The 16239-nt window shown below is 73.6% G+C and carries 15 protein-coding genes; 8 read left to right on the top strand and 7 right to left on the bottom strand.

The features are described from left to right. Positions 1-17: 17 nt before the first annotated feature. Genes pcaH through pcaDC form a run of 4 tightly spaced genes read left to right on the top strand, consistent with a single transcriptional unit; the run spans position 18 to position 3840 of the window. Positions 18-788: a protocatechuate 3,4-dioxygenase subunit beta gene (pcaH, locus tag ACZ4VW_RS15850; RefSeq protein WP_467962560.1), complete on the top strand. Its 771-nt coding sequence runs from the start codon at positions 18-20 to the stop codon at positions 786-788. Positions 789-794: 6 nt separating this feature from the next. Next, positions 795-1358: a protocatechuate 3,4-dioxygenase subunit alpha gene (gene pcaG / locus ACZ4VW_RS15855; protein ID WP_467962562.1), complete on the top strand. Its 564-nt coding sequence runs from the start codon at positions 795-797 to the stop codon at positions 1356-1358. Next, entirely contained in the window at positions 1355-2695 is a 1341-nt protein-coding gene (gene pcaB / locus ACZ4VW_RS15860) for a 3-carboxy-cis,cis-muconate cycloisomerase (RefSeq protein WP_467962564.1), read from the top strand. Before pcaG ends, pcaB begins: the two co-directional genes overlap by 4 nt. Then, positions 2692-3840, top strand: coding sequence for a bifunctional 3-oxoadipate enol-lactonase/4-carboxymuconolactone decarboxylase PcaDC (gene pcaDC, locus ACZ4VW_RS15865; protein WP_467962566.1), 1149 nt, complete (start codon positions 2692-2694; stop codon positions 3838-3840). Before pcaB ends, pcaDC begins: the two co-directional genes overlap by 4 nt. Positions 3841-3964: 124 nt before the next feature. Here the strand turns inward: pcaDC and ACZ4VW_RS15870 are convergent, their stop codons facing one another. The 5 genes from ACZ4VW_RS15870 to ACZ4VW_RS15890 are packed head-to-tail and all read right to left on the bottom strand — an operon-like array spanning position 3965 to position 10019. Then, positions 3965-5257: an MFS transporter gene (locus ACZ4VW_RS15870; RefSeq protein WP_467962568.1), complete on the bottom strand. Its 1293-nt coding sequence runs from the start codon at positions 5255-5257 to the stop codon at positions 3965-3967. Then, the gene (locus ACZ4VW_RS15875) at positions 5170-5844 is read right to left on the bottom strand and encodes an ATP-binding cassette domain-containing protein (RefSeq protein WP_467962570.1); all 675 of its coding nucleotides are present in this window, start codon (positions 5842-5844) and stop codon (positions 5170-5172) included. Before ACZ4VW_RS15875 ends, ACZ4VW_RS15870 begins: the two co-directional genes overlap by 88 nt. Further along, positions 5841-6782, bottom strand: coding sequence for an ABC transporter ATP-binding protein (locus ACZ4VW_RS15880; protein ID WP_467962572.1), 942 nt, complete (start codon positions 6780-6782; stop codon positions 5841-5843). Before ACZ4VW_RS15880 ends, ACZ4VW_RS15875 begins: the two co-directional genes overlap by 4 nt. Further along, a complete protein-coding gene (locus ACZ4VW_RS15885; protein WP_467962574.1) occupies positions 6769-8514 on the bottom strand; it encodes an ABC transporter permease subunit in 1746 nt (581 codons plus the stop codon). Before ACZ4VW_RS15885 ends, ACZ4VW_RS15880 begins: the two co-directional genes overlap by 14 nt. Next, entirely contained in the window at positions 8511-10019 is a 1509-nt protein-coding gene (locus ACZ4VW_RS15890; RefSeq protein WP_467963171.1) for an ABC transporter substrate-binding protein, read from the bottom strand. The genes ACZ4VW_RS15885 and ACZ4VW_RS15890 overlap by 4 nt, the downstream gene beginning before the upstream one ends. A gap of 212 nt (positions 10020-10231) precedes the next feature. Here ACZ4VW_RS15890 and ACZ4VW_RS15895 point away from each other — a divergent pair, with 212 nt between their 5' ends. From ACZ4VW_RS15895 to ACZ4VW_RS15910, 4 genes are read left to right on the top strand one after another with little or no spacing between them, the layout of a single operon-like run. Further along, positions 10232-10972, top strand: coding sequence for an amino acid ABC transporter ATP-binding protein (locus ACZ4VW_RS15895; protein ID WP_467962576.1), 741 nt, complete (start codon positions 10232-10234; stop codon positions 10970-10972). Positions 10973-11014: 42 nt separating this feature from the next. After that, positions 11015-11857, top strand: coding sequence for a glutamate ABC transporter substrate-binding protein (locus tag ACZ4VW_RS15900; RefSeq protein ID WP_467962578.1), 843 nt, complete (start codon positions 11015-11017; stop codon positions 11855-11857). Between the two features lie 10 nt (positions 11858-11867). Beyond that, positions 11868-12533 (top strand): amino acid ABC transporter permease, encoded by a 666-nt coding sequence (locus ACZ4VW_RS15905; RefSeq protein ID WP_467962580.1) that lies wholly within the window; start codon positions 11868-11870, stop codon positions 12531-12533. Further along, a complete protein-coding gene (locus ACZ4VW_RS15910) occupies positions 12530-13444 on the top strand; it encodes an amino acid ABC transporter permease (protein ID WP_467962582.1) in 915 nt (304 codons plus the stop codon). Before ACZ4VW_RS15905 ends, ACZ4VW_RS15910 begins: the two co-directional genes overlap by 4 nt. A gap of 21 nt (positions 13445-13465) precedes the next feature. Here ACZ4VW_RS15910 and ACZ4VW_RS15915 read toward each other — a convergent pair whose 3' ends face one another. Both ACZ4VW_RS15915 and ACZ4VW_RS15920 read right to left on the bottom strand, forming a co-directional pair. Continuing rightward, a complete protein-coding gene (locus ACZ4VW_RS15915; RefSeq protein ID WP_467962584.1) occupies positions 13466-15556 on the bottom strand; it encodes an MMPL family transporter in 2091 nt (696 codons plus the stop codon). Between the two features lie 73 nt (positions 15557-15629). After that, positions 15630-16124, bottom strand: a complete 495-nt coding sequence (locus tag ACZ4VW_RS15920) for a MarR family winged helix-turn-helix transcriptional regulator (protein ID WP_467962586.1) — start codon at positions 16122-16124, stop codon at positions 15630-15632. Positions 16125-16239 lie beyond the last annotated feature (115 nt).

Genomic DNA, 16239 nt, shown 5'->3' on the forward strand with positions numbered 1-16239 from the left:
ACACCCCGGGAATCCCCATGGCCCTCACCCAGTCGGACATCGACACCGAGATCGACGACCTCCAGGACGCGTACGACAAGGAGCTGGCCGCCGGCGCGGCGCCCCGCAGCCATCCGGCCCGCGACTACGCCCCGTACCGCAGCTCGCTGCTCCGCCACCCCCACCAGCCGCTGGTGGCCGTGAACGGCGGCGACCCCGAGACGGTGGAGCTCTCCGGCCCCGTCTTCGGACCGACCGACATCACCGAGATCGACAACGACCTCACCCGGCAGCACCCCGGCGAGCCGCTCGGCGAACGGATCACCGTCTCCGGCCGCCTCCTCGACCGGGCCGGCCGCCCCGTACGCGGTCAGCTCATCGAGCTGTGGCAGGCCAACGCCTCCGGCCGGTACGCCCATCTGCGCGACCAGCACCCGGCCCCGCTCGACCCCAACTTCACCGGCGTCGGCCGTACCCTCACCGACGACGAGGGCCGCTACACCTTCACGACGATCAAGCCGGGCGCGTACCCCTGGCGGAACCACACCAACGCGTGGCGCCCCGCCCACATCCACTTCTCCGTGTTCGGCACGGCGTTCACCCAGCGGCTCGTGACGCAGATGTACTTCCCCGGCGACCCGCTCTTCGCCCACGACCCCATCCTGCGTTCGGTCACCGACCGCGCCGCCCGCGAGCGGCTCGTCGCCACCTACGACCACGCGCTGTCGCGGCCCGATTTCTCGCTCGGCTACGCCTGGGACATCGTCCTCGACGGCCCCTCCGCCACCTGGATCGAAGAAGGACGCTGACCCGAGATGACGCTGCTTCCCACCCCGTCCCACACCGTCGGCCCGTTCTACGGCTTCGCCCTGCCCTTCCCCGAAGGCGAGCGGATAGCGCCGCACGGACACCCGGAGCAGATCGTCCTGCACGGTCATGTGTACGACGGCCGAGGCGTCCCCGTGCCCGACGCGATCCTCGAGTTCTGGCAGGCCGCCCCCGACGGCTCGCTGACCGGAGCCCCGGGCTCCATGCGCCGCGACCCCGTGACCGGCGGCCACCTCGGCCGCAACGGCACCGACTTCACCGGCTTCGGGCGGGTCGCCACGGACGCCGACGGCCATTACGCGCTCCACACCCTCCCGCCCGGCAACGCGGGACTCCCGTACATCAGCGTCTGCGTCTTCGCCCGTGGCCTCCTGCACCACCTCTTCACCCGCGCGTACCTCCGCGACGGCTCCGACCCGCTGCTCGACTCGCTGCCGGCCGCACGCCGGGCCACGCTGGTGGCACGGCCCGACGACGACGCGCACCGCACCCACCGCTTCGACATCCGCCTGCAGGGCGAGGACGAGACGGTCTTCCTGGAGTTCATGTGACACCCGAGCCCATCGACGCCGGCCTGCTCGCCCCCGGACGGGCCGGCGGCCCGGCCGAGGCCGCGACCGCCGACGCCGCGTTCCTGCAGGCGCTGCTCGACGCGGAGGCGGCCCTCGCCCGCGCCCAGTCGGCCACCGGTCAGGCGCCGGCCGAGGCCGGCCGCGCGGTCACGGCCGCCGCCGACGCCACCCGCTTCGACGTCCGCGACCTCGCCCTGCGCGCCCGCTCCGGCGGCAACCCCGTCATTCCGCTGGTCGCCGACCTCACCGCGGCCGTGCCGGGGGAGTGGCGGGCGTACGTCCACCGCGGAGCGACCAGCCAGGACATCCTGGACACCGCGACGATGCTCGTCGCGCGCCGCACGCTGAACCTGGTCCTCGACGACCTCGCCCGCACGGAGCGGGCACTGGCGGCCCAGGCCGCCGCCCACCGGGACACGGCCATGCCCGGCCGGACCCTCACCCAGCACGCCGTACCCACCACCTTCGGGCTGAAGGCGGCCGGCTGGCGCTCCCTGATCCTCGACGCCCGGGACCGGCTCCGTACCGTACGTGACGGCCTGCCTGCCCAACTCGGCGGCGCGGCAGGGACACTGGCCGCCTTCGCGACGTACGGGAACCAGGCGGCCGACGGCGCCGAACGGCTCGTCGCGGCCTACGCGCAGGAGACCGGTCTCGCGGCGCCCGCGCTGCCCTGGCACGTCCTGCGCACCCCGATCGCCGACCTCGCCGGCGCCCTCGCCTTCACGGCCGGGGCGCTCGGCAAGACCGCCGTCGACGTCCTCACCCTTTCCCGCACCGAGATCGGGGAAGTGGCGGAGGGGGCGGGCGGCGGATCCTCCGCCATGCCGCACAAGGCGAACCCCGTCCGTGCGACGCTCGTCGCCTCGGCCGCGCGCCGCGCCCCGCACCTGGCGGCCGTCCTGTACGCCTCGATGGCCGCCGAGGACGAACGGCCGGCCGGCGCCTGGCACGCCGAGTGGGAGTCCCTGCGCGACCTGCTCCGCCTCGTCGGAGGCGCCGCCCGGGGCACTGCGGAGCTGGCGGAGGGGCTGCGCGTGCACGCCGACGTCATGCGGGAACACCTCGGCCTCACCGGCGGGTTGATCGCCGCCGAGCGGCTCTCCGTCGCCCTCTCGCCCCTCCTCGGCCGGGACCGCGCCAGGGAACTCCTCACGGAACTCGCCCGGCGCGTCCCCGCCGAAGGCTCCTCGCTCTCCGAACTCCTCGCTCAGGTGCCGGAGTTGCGGGGTGTGGACCTGGGCGATCTCACCGACCCCGCCCGGGGCACCGGATCCGCCGGCGCCCTGACCGACCGCGCCCTGGAGCGATCGTGACCACCGCCGCACCGCCGCCGTACGAGGTACCGCACCACCGCGTCGAGGGGCCGCCCTCCGCGCCGGTGCTGATCCTCGGCCCCTCGCTGGGCACCTCCACCGCTCTGTGGGACGCGGTCGCCCCCGAACTGTCCGTCACCCACCGGGTCGTCCGATGGGACCTGCCCGGCCACGGCGGCTCGCCCGCCTCGCTCATCGGCCCCGGGGCGACGGTGGCCGACCTCGCGGACCTCGTCCTCGCCCTCGCCGACGCACTCGGCGCCGAGCGCTTCTCGTACGCGGGCGTCTCCCTCGGCGGCGCCGTCGGCCTGCACCTCGCCGCCCACCACCCCGAGCGGGTGGAGCGCCTCGCGGCCCTGTGCTCCTCCGCCCACTTCGGCGGCTCCGCGCCGTGGGAGGAGCGCGCCGCGACCGTCCGGCGCGAGGGACTGGCCGCACTCGCCGAAACCGCCGACGCCCGCTGGTTCACCCCCGGCTTCACCGTGCCCGCCCTGGTCGACGACCACCGGAAGGCCGACCCGGACGCGTACGCCGCCTGCTGCGACGCCCTCGCCGCCTTCGACCTGCGGGACCGGCTGGCGTCGATCACCGCGCCCACACTGCTCGTCGCGGGCCGCGAGGACCCGGCGACCCCGCCGGCCCATCTGCGGGAGATCGCGGACGCGGTGCCCGGCGCGACGCTCACCGAGCTCGCGGGCGCCTCCCACCTCGCGCCGGCCGAGCAGCCCGAAGCCGTGCTGGCCGCGCTGCGCGGCCACTTCACCGACGGTGGAGCGCGGCGGGGCATGGAAGTCCGCCGTCAGGTCCTCGGCGACGCGCACGTCGACCGCGCCCAGGCGCGCCAGACGCCCTTCACGGCCCCCTTCCAGGACCTCATCTCCCGCTACGCCTGGGGCGAGATCTGGACCGATCCCACCCTGTCGCGGCGCGAGCGGAGCCTGATCACCCTCACCGCGCTCGTCGCCCACGGCCACCTCGAGGAGCTGGCCCTGCACGTGCGCGCGGCCCGCCGCAACGGGCTGCGCCCCGACGAGATCGGCGCCGTCCTGCTCCAGACCGCGGTGTACTGCGGCGTCCCGGCCGCCAACGCCGCCTTCGCCGTGGCCCAGCGGGTCCTCGCGGAGGAGGACGGGCCGGTGGAGTGACGGCGCGGCGCCCGGTCCGGTGGTCCGGCGCCCACCTGCGCGCTCGCGAGAAACAGGCGGAGCCACCCGCATGTCTGACGGACAGGCGGCGGTCACCCGCCCACTTCCGAGGGAAGGCGGCGGGTCACCCGCGCGCTGTCGACGGGAAGGCGGCGGGGGACCCCGCGCGCGGGACGAGCAGCAGCCCGAGGAGCGGCACCGCGCCCAGGACCAGCCAGGGCAGCGGACCCCGGTGCTCCAGGAGGGCGCCGGCGGGGGCCGCGCCCGCGAGGACGACCAGACCGGAGACCGACGAGAGCGCGCCGGTGAACAGACCGAGCCGCTCGGCGTCGACGAGGTCGGGAACGTACGCCCGGGTCGCCGGCACCACCAGCATCTGACCGAGGGTCAGCAGCACCGTGAAGCAGAGCGCGGGCCACAGGCCGCCCAGCGGCAGCAGCGCGCCGGTCGCCGCGAACGCGCCCGCGATCAGGGCGAGGCCGGCGCGGACCATGCCCGGCGCGCTCAGTCGTGCCGCCGCCCACCGCTCCAGCGGCAGCTGACCGACGACGACCAGCGCGGAGGAGAGCGCGAAGAGCCAGCCGAGCGCCCGCTGCGAGCCGGTGGCGCGGTCCAGCTCGGCCGGCAGCGCGAGATAGAGCTGGTTGTACGCGAGCAGGTAGGTCGCGTACGCGAGGGCGAGGCCGAGGAAACGGCGGTTGCGCACCAGCGGGCGCCACTCGGTCCGGGCCCGTCGCCGCGTGGGCTCCGCCCCCGGCATCAGGAACCAGTGCCCGGCCAGGACGAGGCCGAAGACGACGGCCCCCGCCGCGCACGCGGCCCGGAAGTGCCCGCCCCCCGCCCCGTCCCCCGCCCCGTACAGCGCCAGCGCGCCCAGCACCGGCCCGAGCAGCGCGCCCGCCTGCCCGCCCGCCGAGAACAGGGCGAGCCCCCGCGTGCGGGCCGGACCGCCCTCGTCCTCCATCCGCACCGCCTCGCGCGCCATCTCCGTCTCCACGGCCGGCGAGAACAGGGCCGCGGCGAAGCCGACCAGGACCACGGCCCCCATCACCGACCAGGTGGACGTGGCGAAGGCGAGCCAGCAGAAGCCCGCCACCCGCAGGGCGCAGCCGGTGAGGACGACCGGCCGCGCTCCATAACGGTCCGTCAGCGCGCCACCGACGACGAAGAGGCCCTGCTGACTGAAGGTGCGCAGCCCCAGGATCAGCCCGACCAGCCAGCCACCCAGCCCGAGGGCCCCGCCCAGATGGTCGGCGAGATAGGGAAGTACGGCGAAGAAGCCCACGTTGAAGGCGAACTGGCTGGTGATCAGCAGCCGGGCCAGAGGGGTCACGGAACGATCTTCCCGCGCCGCATGGTGAGCACGCGATCGCTCAGATGCCGGACCGCCGCCATGTCGTGGGAGATGAACAGACATCCGAGGCCGAGGCGGTCCTGGAGATCGAGCAGCAGATTGAGGACGCCCGCTCGCAGGGACGGGTCCAGGGCCGACACCGGTTCGTCGAGGACGAGCAGTTCGGGCGAGCTCGCCAGCGCACGGGCGATTCCCGCGCGCTGGCACTGTCCGCCGGACAGCTCGTGCGGGAGCCGGTCCCCGAGGGCGGCGTCCAGGCCCACCATGTCGAGGAGTTCCGCGACCCGTTCCGGTCCCGCGGGACGCGACCAGCGTCCCTGGACGCGCAGCGGCTCGGCGATCTGCTCGCGGATCCGCCGCCGGGGGCTGAGGGAGCCGTACGGGTCCTGGAACACCGGCTGGAAGCGTGGCCGCACCGCGCGCAGCCGCCGCTCGCCGAGCGTGGCGAGATCCATCCCGTCGAAGCGGACAGTGCCGCTGTGCGGCCGGCGCAGCCGCAGGACGGCCGCCGCCGTGGAGGACTTTCCGCAGCCGGACGGCCCGACGAGCCCGACCGTCTCACCGGCGTCCACGTGGAAGGAGACGCCGTCGACGGCGGTGGCCGCCCCGTACCGCACGACCAGGTCGTGGACGTCGAGCAGCGGGTTCATGCGGACTCCGGGGAGGCGTGGTGGCAGGAGACCTCGCGCCCGTCGAGCGAGCGGGGTTCGGGGCGGGCGGTGCGGCAGTGGTCGGTGGCCCGCGCGCAGCGGGGGGTGAAGGCGCAGCCGTGCGGCAGCTCGCCGGGTGCCGGCGGCCGGCCGGGGAGGGCGGGCAGCCGCGTCCGGGGAACACCGTGGGCGGTGGGGAGGGAGGCCAGCAGCCCGGCGGTGTACGGCGCGAGGGGCCGGGCCAGCACCCGGTCCACCGGCCCGTACTCGGCGAGGGAACCCGCGTACATGACCGCCATGCGGTCGGCGTGCTCCCGGACGACGTCGAGTGCGTGGGTGACCAGGACGAGTGAGGCGCCCCGCGCACCGCAGCGCTCGCGCAGCAGACCGAGGACCTTGTCCTGCGTCCCGGGGTCGAGGGCGGTGGTCGGTTCGTCGGCGACGACCACCTCCGGTTCGTTGACCAACGCCATGGCGAGCACGGCGCGTTGCCTCATCCCGCCCGAGAACTCGTGGGGATGGGCCCCGGAGGCGGCGCCCGGGATGCCGACCTCCTCGAGCGCGGCGGCGGCCCGGCGCCGGGCGTCCTTCCTCGACAGGCCCCGCACCGACCTGAGGGCGAGCGCGAGTTGGTCGCCGACCGGGTGGACGGGGGAGAGCGCGGAGAGGGCGTCCTGCGGCACGAGCGCGATGCGCCGGCCCCAGTCGGCCGGGGTGACCGCGGAACCTCCGAGCAGGACGTCGCCGGAGACCGTCGCCCCACGCGGAACCATGCCGAGCAGGGCGCGGGCGGTCAGGGACTTTCCCGCCCCCGACTCGCCGACCAGGGCCAGGACCTCGCCCGCGCGGACCTCGAAGGAGACACCGCGGACGACCTCCACGCCGTCGAACCCGACGCGCAGCCCGCGCACGGAGAGCAGGGTGTCAGACCGCGACACGGGTGGCCTTCCTTCGCAGTGGTACGGAACGGGTGAGGACGCGGGCGCGTGTGCGGCGCCAGGTCGTCCCCGACAGGGCGACGGCGAGCGCGGCGAGGAGCGCGAGCGCGACCGCCGGGGCCAGCGCGGCCACCGGAGCCCGCTCGACGTAGTCGGCGGACTCGTCGAGCAGCAGCCCCCACTCGGGGGACGGCGGCTGGGCGCCGAGCCCGAGGAAGCCGAGCGAGGCCAGGGCCAGCGCGATGCCGGGCAGCCGCAGGACGGCGTGCCGGGCGACCGGGGCGGCCACCGACGGCAGGACGTGCCGGCCGAGGATCCACAACGGGCTCGCGCCCATCGCCCGCTGGGCCATGAGGAAGCCGGAGGCGCGTATCTCCTGGGTCAGGGCGGCGGCATGGGCCGCGAGCGGCGGCCAGGAGACGACCGTGACGGCGAGCGCCGCCGCGCCCGTGCCCGGGCCCGTCGCGGCGGCGACGAGGATCCCCGCGACGACCGGCGGCACGGCGTTCGCGATGTCGGCGAGCCCCGAGGCAAGGTGCGGCAGGAAGCCGAGCGCGAGTGCGAGCAGATACCCCAGCAGGCATACGCCGGCGGCCGTGCCGACCGTCGTGGCGGCGCCGTGCCCGAGCCGGGCCAGGACGTCGCGGCCCAGGGCGTCGGTGCCGAGCGGGTGCGCCGACGAGGGCGCCGCGAGCCGGGCGGCGGTGTCGATCGCGTACGGCTCGCGCAGCAGCCCCCAGCCGATCACGGCGAGGAGGACCGCGCCGAGCACCAGCGGAACGGCCGGGGAGACCATGGCCGGCCGGGCGGCGGGGAGGGTGAGGCCCGCGTCCCGCAGGGCGGGACCGAGCAGCCTGCGGCGCACGGCGGCCGCGAGGGCCCCCGACAGGAGCCCGAGCGCGAGCAGGGCCAGGACGGTGCCCTGGAGCAGCGGCAGGTCCTGGGACTTGGCCGCCCCCAGAGCCGTACGACCGAGGCCGGGGATCGCGAAGACCGTCTCGACGGCGACCGCGCCGCCGGTCAGACCGACCGCGACCATCCCGAACTGTGGCACCAGCGGCGGGAGCGCACGGCGGACGGCGGCGGTGGCGATCCACGCCCTGCCGACACCCGCCCCGCGCCACAGCTCCACCCAGCGCTCCTCGAGCACGGACGGCAGGGCGTCGGCGACCAGCCGGCCGAGCAGCGCGCCGGCGGGGACGCCGAGGGCGAGCGCAGGCAGGACGAGGTGCGACGGTCCCGCCCACCCGGAGGTGGGGAACCAGCCGAGCCACACGCCCGCCACGATCAACAGCCCGAGCGACAGCAGGAACTCGGGCACGGCGCCGAGGACCGCCGCCAGGGTCCCCGCGGTGCCCCGGCCCCGTACGAGGACGGGCGCGGCGAGCGCGCCGCCCACGACGAGCGCCACGGCGAGGGCGGTGCCCATGAGGGTCAGCGAGACCTGGAGCCCGGCGGTCACCGACGGCAGGACGTCCGTGCCCGACACCCAGGAGGTTCCGAGATCGCCCCGGAACAGACCGGTGGCCCACCGGCCGAGCAGTCCGAGCGGTCCGGTGTCCAGGCCGAGGTCGGCGCGGATGGCGGCCAGCGCCTCGGGCGTCGGTTCCTGTTCGGCGGACCGCGCGCGCAGCAGGCTGAGCGCGGGGTCCTTGCCGGACAGCCAGGGCAGCAGTCCCGTCACGGTCAGCACGGCGGCCAGGCCGGCCGTGCGTGCGAGGGCGGCCCTCACTCGACGTGGGTGTCGAGCGTGACGAGCTCGCGCTCGCGCGGGTCGTGCGCGGCGCCCCTGACGTTGGCCGCGTCCCCCTGGACGACCCGCTCGTGGAGCATGGGCACGGCGGCGTCGGTGGCGAGGACCGCGGCCTCCGCGTTCATGACGGCCCGGCGCCGGGCGTCACCCGTCGCGGTCCCCGAGGCGGTGGTCAGCGCCCGGTCGACCGCGGGGTCGGAGAGCTGGGAGAGGTTGAAGGACCCCTTGCTCGCGAAGTCGCTGAACAGGTACGCGGCCGGGTCTCCGGAGTCGAGGACGGTCGCCCGGGACAGGATGAAGGCGTCGAACTTCCCGGCCAGCGCGTCCGCCTCGATGTGGGCGTACTCGCGGACGTCGAGGGTCACGGTGAAGCCGGCCGCCCGCAGCTGCTGCTGGAGGACCTGGGCGACCTCAGGCAGCTCGGCGCGGTCGGTGAAGGTGCCGATGGTGATCCGGGCGCCCTCGGGATCGGACGCCGCGGCGCGGGGCACGGTCCCGCGCAGCTTCGCGGCCCAGGGAAGCGCCGGGCCGAGGAGCCCCCGGGCGACGTCGGCCCGGCCCTCGTACACGCCCTCGACGATCTTCCCGGCGTCGATCGCCTCGCGGGCCGCCGCGCGCAGCCGGGCATCCTTGAAGGGTCCCGACGCGGTGTTGAGGTAGAGGGTGTTGGTGCGCGGCATCGGCACCTCGGTGATCAGCTTCCGGTCGAGCAGCGCGGCCTGGGAGACCGGGACCGCCTCGACGATGTCGGCCTCGCCGCTGCGCAGGGCCGCGGCGCGTGCGGTGCCGTCGGGGACGAACTTCACGTCGATCCCGGCGGCCTTGGCCTTCCCGCCCCAGTAGCCGTCGTAGCGGTCGAGCGTCGCGGAGGCGGTGCCGTCGACCTTGACCAGCTCGAAGGGTCCCGTGCCGGCGCCGACCGGGCTGACGGTCTTTCCCCGGTACGCCTTGGCGGCCAAAATCGCCAGCTGCGGCGAGCTGAGACGCTGCGGTACGAGCGGATCCGCCGAGGCCGTCGTGACGGTGGCCGTGTGCGGGCCGGTGGCGCGGACGGTGAGGTCGACGCCGTCGAGGATGCGCGGTTTGGGGGAGGCGCCGGCGGCGGCGGTCAGCGAGGTCACCACGGACGCGGCGGTGAGCGCCGTGCCGTCGTGGAAGGTGACGCCCCGGCGGAGCGTGAACGTCCACGTCCGGTCGGTCCGCTTCCAGGCGGTGGCGAGGGCGGGGACGGCGTTCCCGTCCCGGTCCAGGCGGACGAGCGTCTCGGCGGCGGACCAGCGCGAGAGCTTGAAGGCGTCGTCCGACAGGGGCGAGAGGCCGGAGCGCGGCGGCTGCATCATCGCGAGCCGCAGCCGGCCGTCGGCGGAGCCGTCCGCGGAGGTGCCGGAGGCGGCGAAACAGCCGGTCAGCAGGGTGGCGGCGGTGACCGCGGCGAGGGGGGCCGAGAGGGTGCGGCGACGGGGTATGCGGGGGTTTTCGGGCAGGCGCAAGGGAGGGCCCCAACGGGAGGTGCGAAGGGTGGACGGTGCACCGACCCTAGCATCATGACAATCGTTTTCATCAAAGGGGCCGCTGCCCCGGCGGACCGGCGCCCGGCCGACGGTCCGCTCGCCCTCCGGCGTGCAGTACCTCGGCCGAAGGCGGAGCATGAACGTGAGAAGAGTGGACGGCGGGGGCGGCGAACCAGGAGGCTGCCATGCCCGACGCGCTCGTCGAACTGAAGAACGTCGACAAGCACTTCGGAGCGCTCCATGTGCTCCAGTCCATCGACATGACCGTCGGCCGGGGTGAGGTCGTGGTCGTCATCGGCCCGTCCGGCGGCGGGAAGTCGACCCTCTGCCGGGCCATCAACCGGCTGGAGACCATCGACTCCGGCGAGATCCGCATCGACGGCAAACCGCTGCCCGACGAGGGCCGCGCCCTCGCCGCGCTCCGTGCCGACGTCGGCATGGTCTTCCAGTCCTTCAACCTCTTCGCGCACAAGACCGTCCTCGAGAACGTCACCCTCGGCCAGATCAAGGTCCGCAAGAAGGACAAGAAGGCCGCCGAACAGCGGGCCCGTCAGCTGCTCGACCGCGTCGGGGTCGCGAACCAGGCCGACAAGTACCCCGCCCAGCTCTCCGGCGGCCAGCAGCAGCGCGTCGCGATCGCCCGGGCACTGGCCATGGACCCGAAGGTGATGCTCTTCGACGAACCGACGTCGGCCCTCGACCCCGAGATGATCAACGAGGTTCTGGAGGTCATGCAGCAACTCGCCCGTGACGGCATGACCATGGTCGTCGTCACGCACGAGATGGGCTTCGCGCGCTCCGCCGCCAACCGCGTGGTGTTCATGGCGGACGGCAGGATCGTGGAGGAGACCACACCCGACCAGTTCTTCAGCAACCCGCGCAGCGACCGCGCCAAGGACTTCCTGTCGAAGATCCTGCACCACTGAACCGTGACCGCAGCGCGCACAGCAGCCCCCAGGGGTGATCCCATGAATCCGCGCAAGCTCACCCAGGCCGGCGTCGCCGCGGCCGCCGCCCTCGCCCTCTCCTTCTCCCTGGTCGCCTGCGGCGACGACGACGGGGGAGGCGGCTCCGGCGGCGAGGACAAGATCACCGTCGGCATCAAGTACGACCAGCCCGGCATCGGGCTCAAGACCCCGGACGGCACCTACACCGGCTTCGACGTCGACGTGGCGACGTACGTCGCCAAGCAGCTCGGCCACGATCCCGGGGACATCGAGTGGAAGGAGGCGAAGAGCGCCGACCGCGAGACGCTGCTCCAGCGCGGTGACGTCGACTTCATCGCGGCCTCGTACTCGATCAACGACGAGCGGTCCAAGAAGGTCGACTTCGCCGGTCCGTACCTCCTGGCGCACCAGGACGTGCTGATCCGCGCGGACGACAACTCCATCACCAAGCCCGAGGACCTGAACAACAAGAAGCTCTGCTCGGTCACCGGCTCCACGTCCGCGCAGAACGTCAAGGCGAGGATCGCGCCGGACGCCCAACTCCAGGAGTACGGCGGTTACTCGGAGTGCCTCACCGGTCTGGAGAACGGCGTCATCGACGCGCTGACCACCGACGACTCGATCCTGGCCGGTTACGCCTCGCAGCCCGAGTTCCAGGGCAAGTTCAAGCTCGCCGGCTTCAAGATGAGCAACGAGAACTACGGAATCGGAGTCCAGAAGGGCAGCGAACTCAAGCAGCAGATCAACGAGGCTCTGGAGAAGATGGTCGCGGACGGCTCCTGGGACGCGGCGGTGAAGAAGAACTTCGGCCCGGCCGGGTACCAGAACGAGCCCGCGCCGAAGATCGGTGTCGTCGTCAAGTGAGTGGGCCCCCGTGTTCGACTTCCTCGAAGGCTACGACCTGCTGGGAGCGTTCTGGGTGACGGTGCAGCTCACCGTCTACTCCGCGATCGGTTCCCTGATCTGGGGGACGCTGCTGGCCGCCATGCGCGTCAGCCCCGTCCCCCTGATGCGGGGCTTCGGCTCCGCCTACGTCAACATCGTCCGTAACATCCCCCTCACGGTGATCATCGTCTTCACCTCGCTGGGCCTCTTCCAGACGCTCGGCGTCAACATGGGCGCCCAGGACTTCACGACGATCAACTTCCGGCTCGCCGTCCTCGGACTGATCGCCTACACCTCCGCCTTCGTCTGCGAGGCGCTCAGGTCCGGCATCAACACGGTCCCCCTCGGCCAGGTCGAGGCGGCGCGCGCCATCGGCCTGAGCTTTCCCCAGATCCTGCGGCTGATCGTGCTGCCCCAGGCCTTCCGCTCGGTCGTCGGACCGCTGGCCAACGTGCTGATCGCCCTCACCAAGAACACCACCGTCGCCGCCGCGATCGGTGTCGCCGAAGCCGCGCTGCTCATGCGCGAGATGATCGAGAACGAGGCCCAGCTGATCCTCATCTCCGCGATCTTCGCCTTCGGTTTCATCTGTCTCACGCTCCCCACCGGCCTCTTCCTCGGCTGGCTGGCCAAGAAGGTGGCGGTGAAGCGATGAAGGTCAGGCCCACCGTCCTCTACGACGTCCCCGGCCCGCGCGCGAAGCGCCGCAACGTGCTCTACACCGTCGTGTTCCTGGTCGGGCTCGGCCTGCTGATCTGGTGGGTCCTGGCGACCCTCGCCGACCAGGGCCAGCTGGAATGGGCCAAGTGGTCCCCGTTCTTCACGGACTCCCGCACCTGGACGACCTTCCTCCTGCCCGCCCTGAAGAACACCCTGATAGCCGCCGCCCTGGCCATGGTCATCGCCCTGCCCGTCGGTGCTCTCCTCGGTATCGGGCGGCTCTCCGAGCACGCGTGGGTGCGCGGCGCGGCCGGCACGGTCGTGGAGTTCTTCCGCGCCATCCCCGTGCTGATCCTGATGCTCTTCGCCAACGCCGCCTACTCCGAGTTCACCGACATCAGCCCGGAGAACCGCCCGCTCTACGCGGTCGTCACCGGCCTCGTCCTCTACAACGCCTCGGTCCTCGCCGAGGTGGTCCGGGCCGGCATCCTCTCCCTGCCCAGCGGCCAGACCGACGCCGCCAAGGCGATCGGGATGCGCAAGGGCCAGACCATGACGTACGTCCTGCTGCCCCAGTCGGTCACCGCGATGCTCCCCGCGCTCGTCAGCCAGCTCGTCGTCATCGTCAAGGACACCGCGCTCGGCGGCGCGATGCTCGGCTTCTCCGAGCTCCTCGCCTCCGTACGCCCGATGAGCGCGAACTACGGAGCCAACACCATCGCCAGCTTCACGATCGTGGCCGTCATCTTCGTGCTCCTGAACTTCGCGCTCACGACCTTCGCCGGCCGGCTGGAACGCAGGCTGCGGCGCGCGAAGAAGTCCACGGGCGCCGTGGTCGGCGCCGGCGCGGTCGAGGATCTCGCGCGGCCCGGCGAACACATCGGCCCGGCCGACGGCGACCGGTGACGGCCGGGTCCGAGGTGTCCGTCAGCGGCTGAGCGCCCCGGGCCACCAGGCCCTACGGCCCAGGTCCCGTACGAGGGCCGGCACGAGCAGCGAGCGGACGACGAGGGTGTCCAGGAGGACGCCGAACGCGACGATGAAGGCGATCTGTGCGAGGAACGCCAGCGGAACGACCCCGAGGGCCGCGAACGTGGCGGCCAGCACGACACCGGCGGAGGTGATGACCCCGCCGGTCGCGGTCAGGCCGCGCAGGACTCCCTCGCGGACCCCGTGGCGCAGGGACTCCTCGCGGACCCGGGACATCAGGAAGATGTTGTAGTCCACCCCGAGTGCCACCAGGAACACGAACCCGTACAGCGGAACCGACGAGTCCGTCCCCGTGAAGCCGAAGACGTGCTCGAAGACCAGGGCGGACACCCCGAGCGTGGCCACGAAGTTCAGCGCCACGGTGGCGACCAGCAGGAGCGGGAGCAGCAGCGAGCGGAGCAGGCCGACGAGGATGACCAGGATGACGGCGAGCACCACCGGCACGATGAGCATCCGGTCGTGCTCGGCCGTCCGCTGGGTGTCGTACTGCTGCGCGGTGTAGCCGCCGACCAGGGCGTCGGCCCCGGGCACCGCGTGCATCGCCGCGCGGAGCCGGGCGACGGTGGCCTTGGCCGCGTCGCTGTCCGCCGCGTCCGCCAGGGTGACGTCGACCCGGACCCGCCCGTCGACGACGAGCGGCGCCCCCGCGCCCGGCCGCCCGGAGGAGGTGACCGCGGCGGCGGAGTCGACACCGTCGACGTCCTCCGCGGCGGAGGTCACCCGGGTCAGGGCGTCGGCCCGGGCGATGACGACGGCCGGGTTGCCGGACCCGCCGGGGAAGTGGCGCCCGAGCGTCTCCTGCGCCGCGACGGAGGGGGCGTCGTTGACGAAGATCTCGTCGAGCGGCACGCCCTTGGACTCGAGGGCCGGGGCGAAGGCGGCACAGGCGAGGAGGCCGGCGAGGGTCCCCGCCCACACCTTGCGGGGCGCGCGGTCCACCAGTGCGGCGATACGCCGCCAGACGCCGTGGCCGCCCCCGGCCTCCGCCGACCGCGGCCGGGCGGGCCAGAAGGCGGCGCGGCCGAGCAGGACCAGGACCGCCGGCAGGAAGGTCAGAGCGCTCAGCACGGCGCAGACGATGCCGATGGCGCCCACCGGGCCGAGGGCCCGGTTGTTCGTCAGATCGCTGAACAGCAGGGCGAGCAGGCCGAGCGCGACCGTGGCCGCGCTGGCGGTGATCGGCCCGACGGACTGCCTCAGCGCGGCGCGCATGGCCGGGACGCGGTCTCCCTCACGGCGGGCGAGCTCCTCCCGGTAGCGGGCGGCCAGCAGCAGCGCGTAGTCGGTGGCCGCACCGATGACGAGGATCGACAGGATGCCCTGCACCTGGCCGTCCACACGGAGGACGTCGCGGTCGGCGAGGACGTACACCACGGCACAGGCCAGCCCGAGCGAGAACACCGCGCCCACGATGATCACCAGCGGCAGCAGCACGCTGCGGTACACGAGCAGCAGGATCAGCAGCACCGTGACCAGGGCGACCGCGAGCAGCAGCCCGTCGATGCCGGCGAAGGCGTCGGACAGATCGGCCTGGGCGGCCGCCGGTCCGGCGAGCCATACGGCCGTCCCAGGGACGGAGGAGGCCGCCTGTTCGATCCTCTGAAGAGTAGGGGTGAGCTCGTCACCGAGGTCGGGGCGGAGCTGGACGACTCCCCGCAACGCCTCCCCGTCGTCGGAGGGAAGGGCCGGGGACGGCGCGCCCACGACGCCGGGCGACCCCGCGAGCGAGGCGAGCGCCCGCGTCGCCGCGGCCTGCTTCCCCGCCATCTGCTCGCCCGCGTCGCGCGAGCCGCCGTCGGATGAGGTCCAGACGACGAGCGCGGGCAGCGTCTCGTCCTGCCGGAAGGCGCGTTGCGCCTCGATCACGCGTGTGGACTCGGCGCTGCGGGGAAGGAAGGCGGCCTGGTCGTTGGTGGCGACCTCACCGAGTTTCCCGGCGTAGGGACCGAGGCCGCCGCCGACGGCGAGCCAGAGGACGAGCAGGACGAGGGGCAGCAGACGGCCTGCCCATCGCGTGGGGCCGGACATGGGCGCTCCAGAGGTCTCTCAACAGAAAAGAATCTCAATGATTGAGAGAGATTGAACCACGACCCGCCGACGGTCAGCGCCGCGGGACGCGCAGCTCGCCGAGCTCCTCGTTCAGGGCACCCAGGAACCGCAGGGCCGCGTCCAGTTCCTCCTCGTCGAACCGGAGCAGGGCCCGCTCCGCCGCCTGCGCCAACGGCATGAAATAGCTGCGGGCAGCGGCCCGAGCCCCCTCCACGTAGTGCACGTGGACGACCCTGCGGTCCGCGCTCTCCCGGGAGCGGCGGATGTGCCCGGCCCTCTCGAGCCGGTCCAGGCAGGCCGTGACGGCCCCCGACGTCAGCCCCAGATGCTCCCGCAGACGGCCCGGCGTCAGCGGCTCCGGACTGTCCAGGACGACCGACAGCGCCTGTACGTCCGTGGGGTGCAGCCCCTGAGCGAGGGCGAAACCGTGAACCAGCCGGTTGATCTCGCCGTTCGTCCGCCGAAGCTCGACGGCGAAGCGCTGCAGATCTCCCGGCGCGCGCTCGGGCGCGGCGTCGCGGGTCTCGGGTTCCTCGGTGCTGGCCACACGATCAGCCTATAGAAGCCGGGCGCGGCGTCGCGGCGCGCGCCCGGCCCCGGCACCGGATACGCTCCGTCTTCCAGGTGAAACGACCCATCCTCCAGGGCGTCGATGCCGAATG

The sequence above is a fragment of the Streptomyces sp. NPDC029139 genome (genome assembly GCF_055564335.1).

Coding starts and splice junctions, on each gene's coding strand:
- pcaH (WP_467962560.1), top strand. CDS start 18: ATGGCCCTCACCCAGTCGGACATCGACACCGAGATCGACGACCTCCAG.
- pcaG (WP_467962562.1), top strand. CDS start 795: ATGACGCTGCTTCCCACCCCGTCCCACACCGTCGGCCCGTTCTACGGC.
- ACZ4VW_RS15870 (WP_467962568.1), bottom strand. CDS start 5,257: ATGTCTGTTCATCTCCCACGACATGGCGGCGGTCCGGCATCTGAGCGA.
- ACZ4VW_RS15875 (WP_467962570.1), bottom strand. CDS start 5,844: ATGAACCCGCTGCTCGACGTCCACGACCTGGTCGTGCGGTACGGGGCG.
- ACZ4VW_RS15895 (WP_467962576.1), top strand. CDS start 10,232: ATGCCCGACGCGCTCGTCGAACTGAAGAACGTCGACAAGCACTTCGGA.
- ACZ4VW_RS15900 (WP_467962578.1), top strand. CDS start 11,015: ATGAATCCGCGCAAGCTCACCCAGGCCGGCGTCGCCGCGGCCGCCGCC.
- ACZ4VW_RS15910 (WP_467962582.1), top strand. CDS start 12,530: ATGAAGGTCAGGCCCACCGTCCTCTACGACGTCCCCGGCCCGCGCGCG.
- ACZ4VW_RS15915 (WP_467962584.1), bottom strand. CDS start 15,556: ATGTCCGGCCCCACGCGATGGGCAGGCCGTCTGCTGCCCCTCGTCCTG.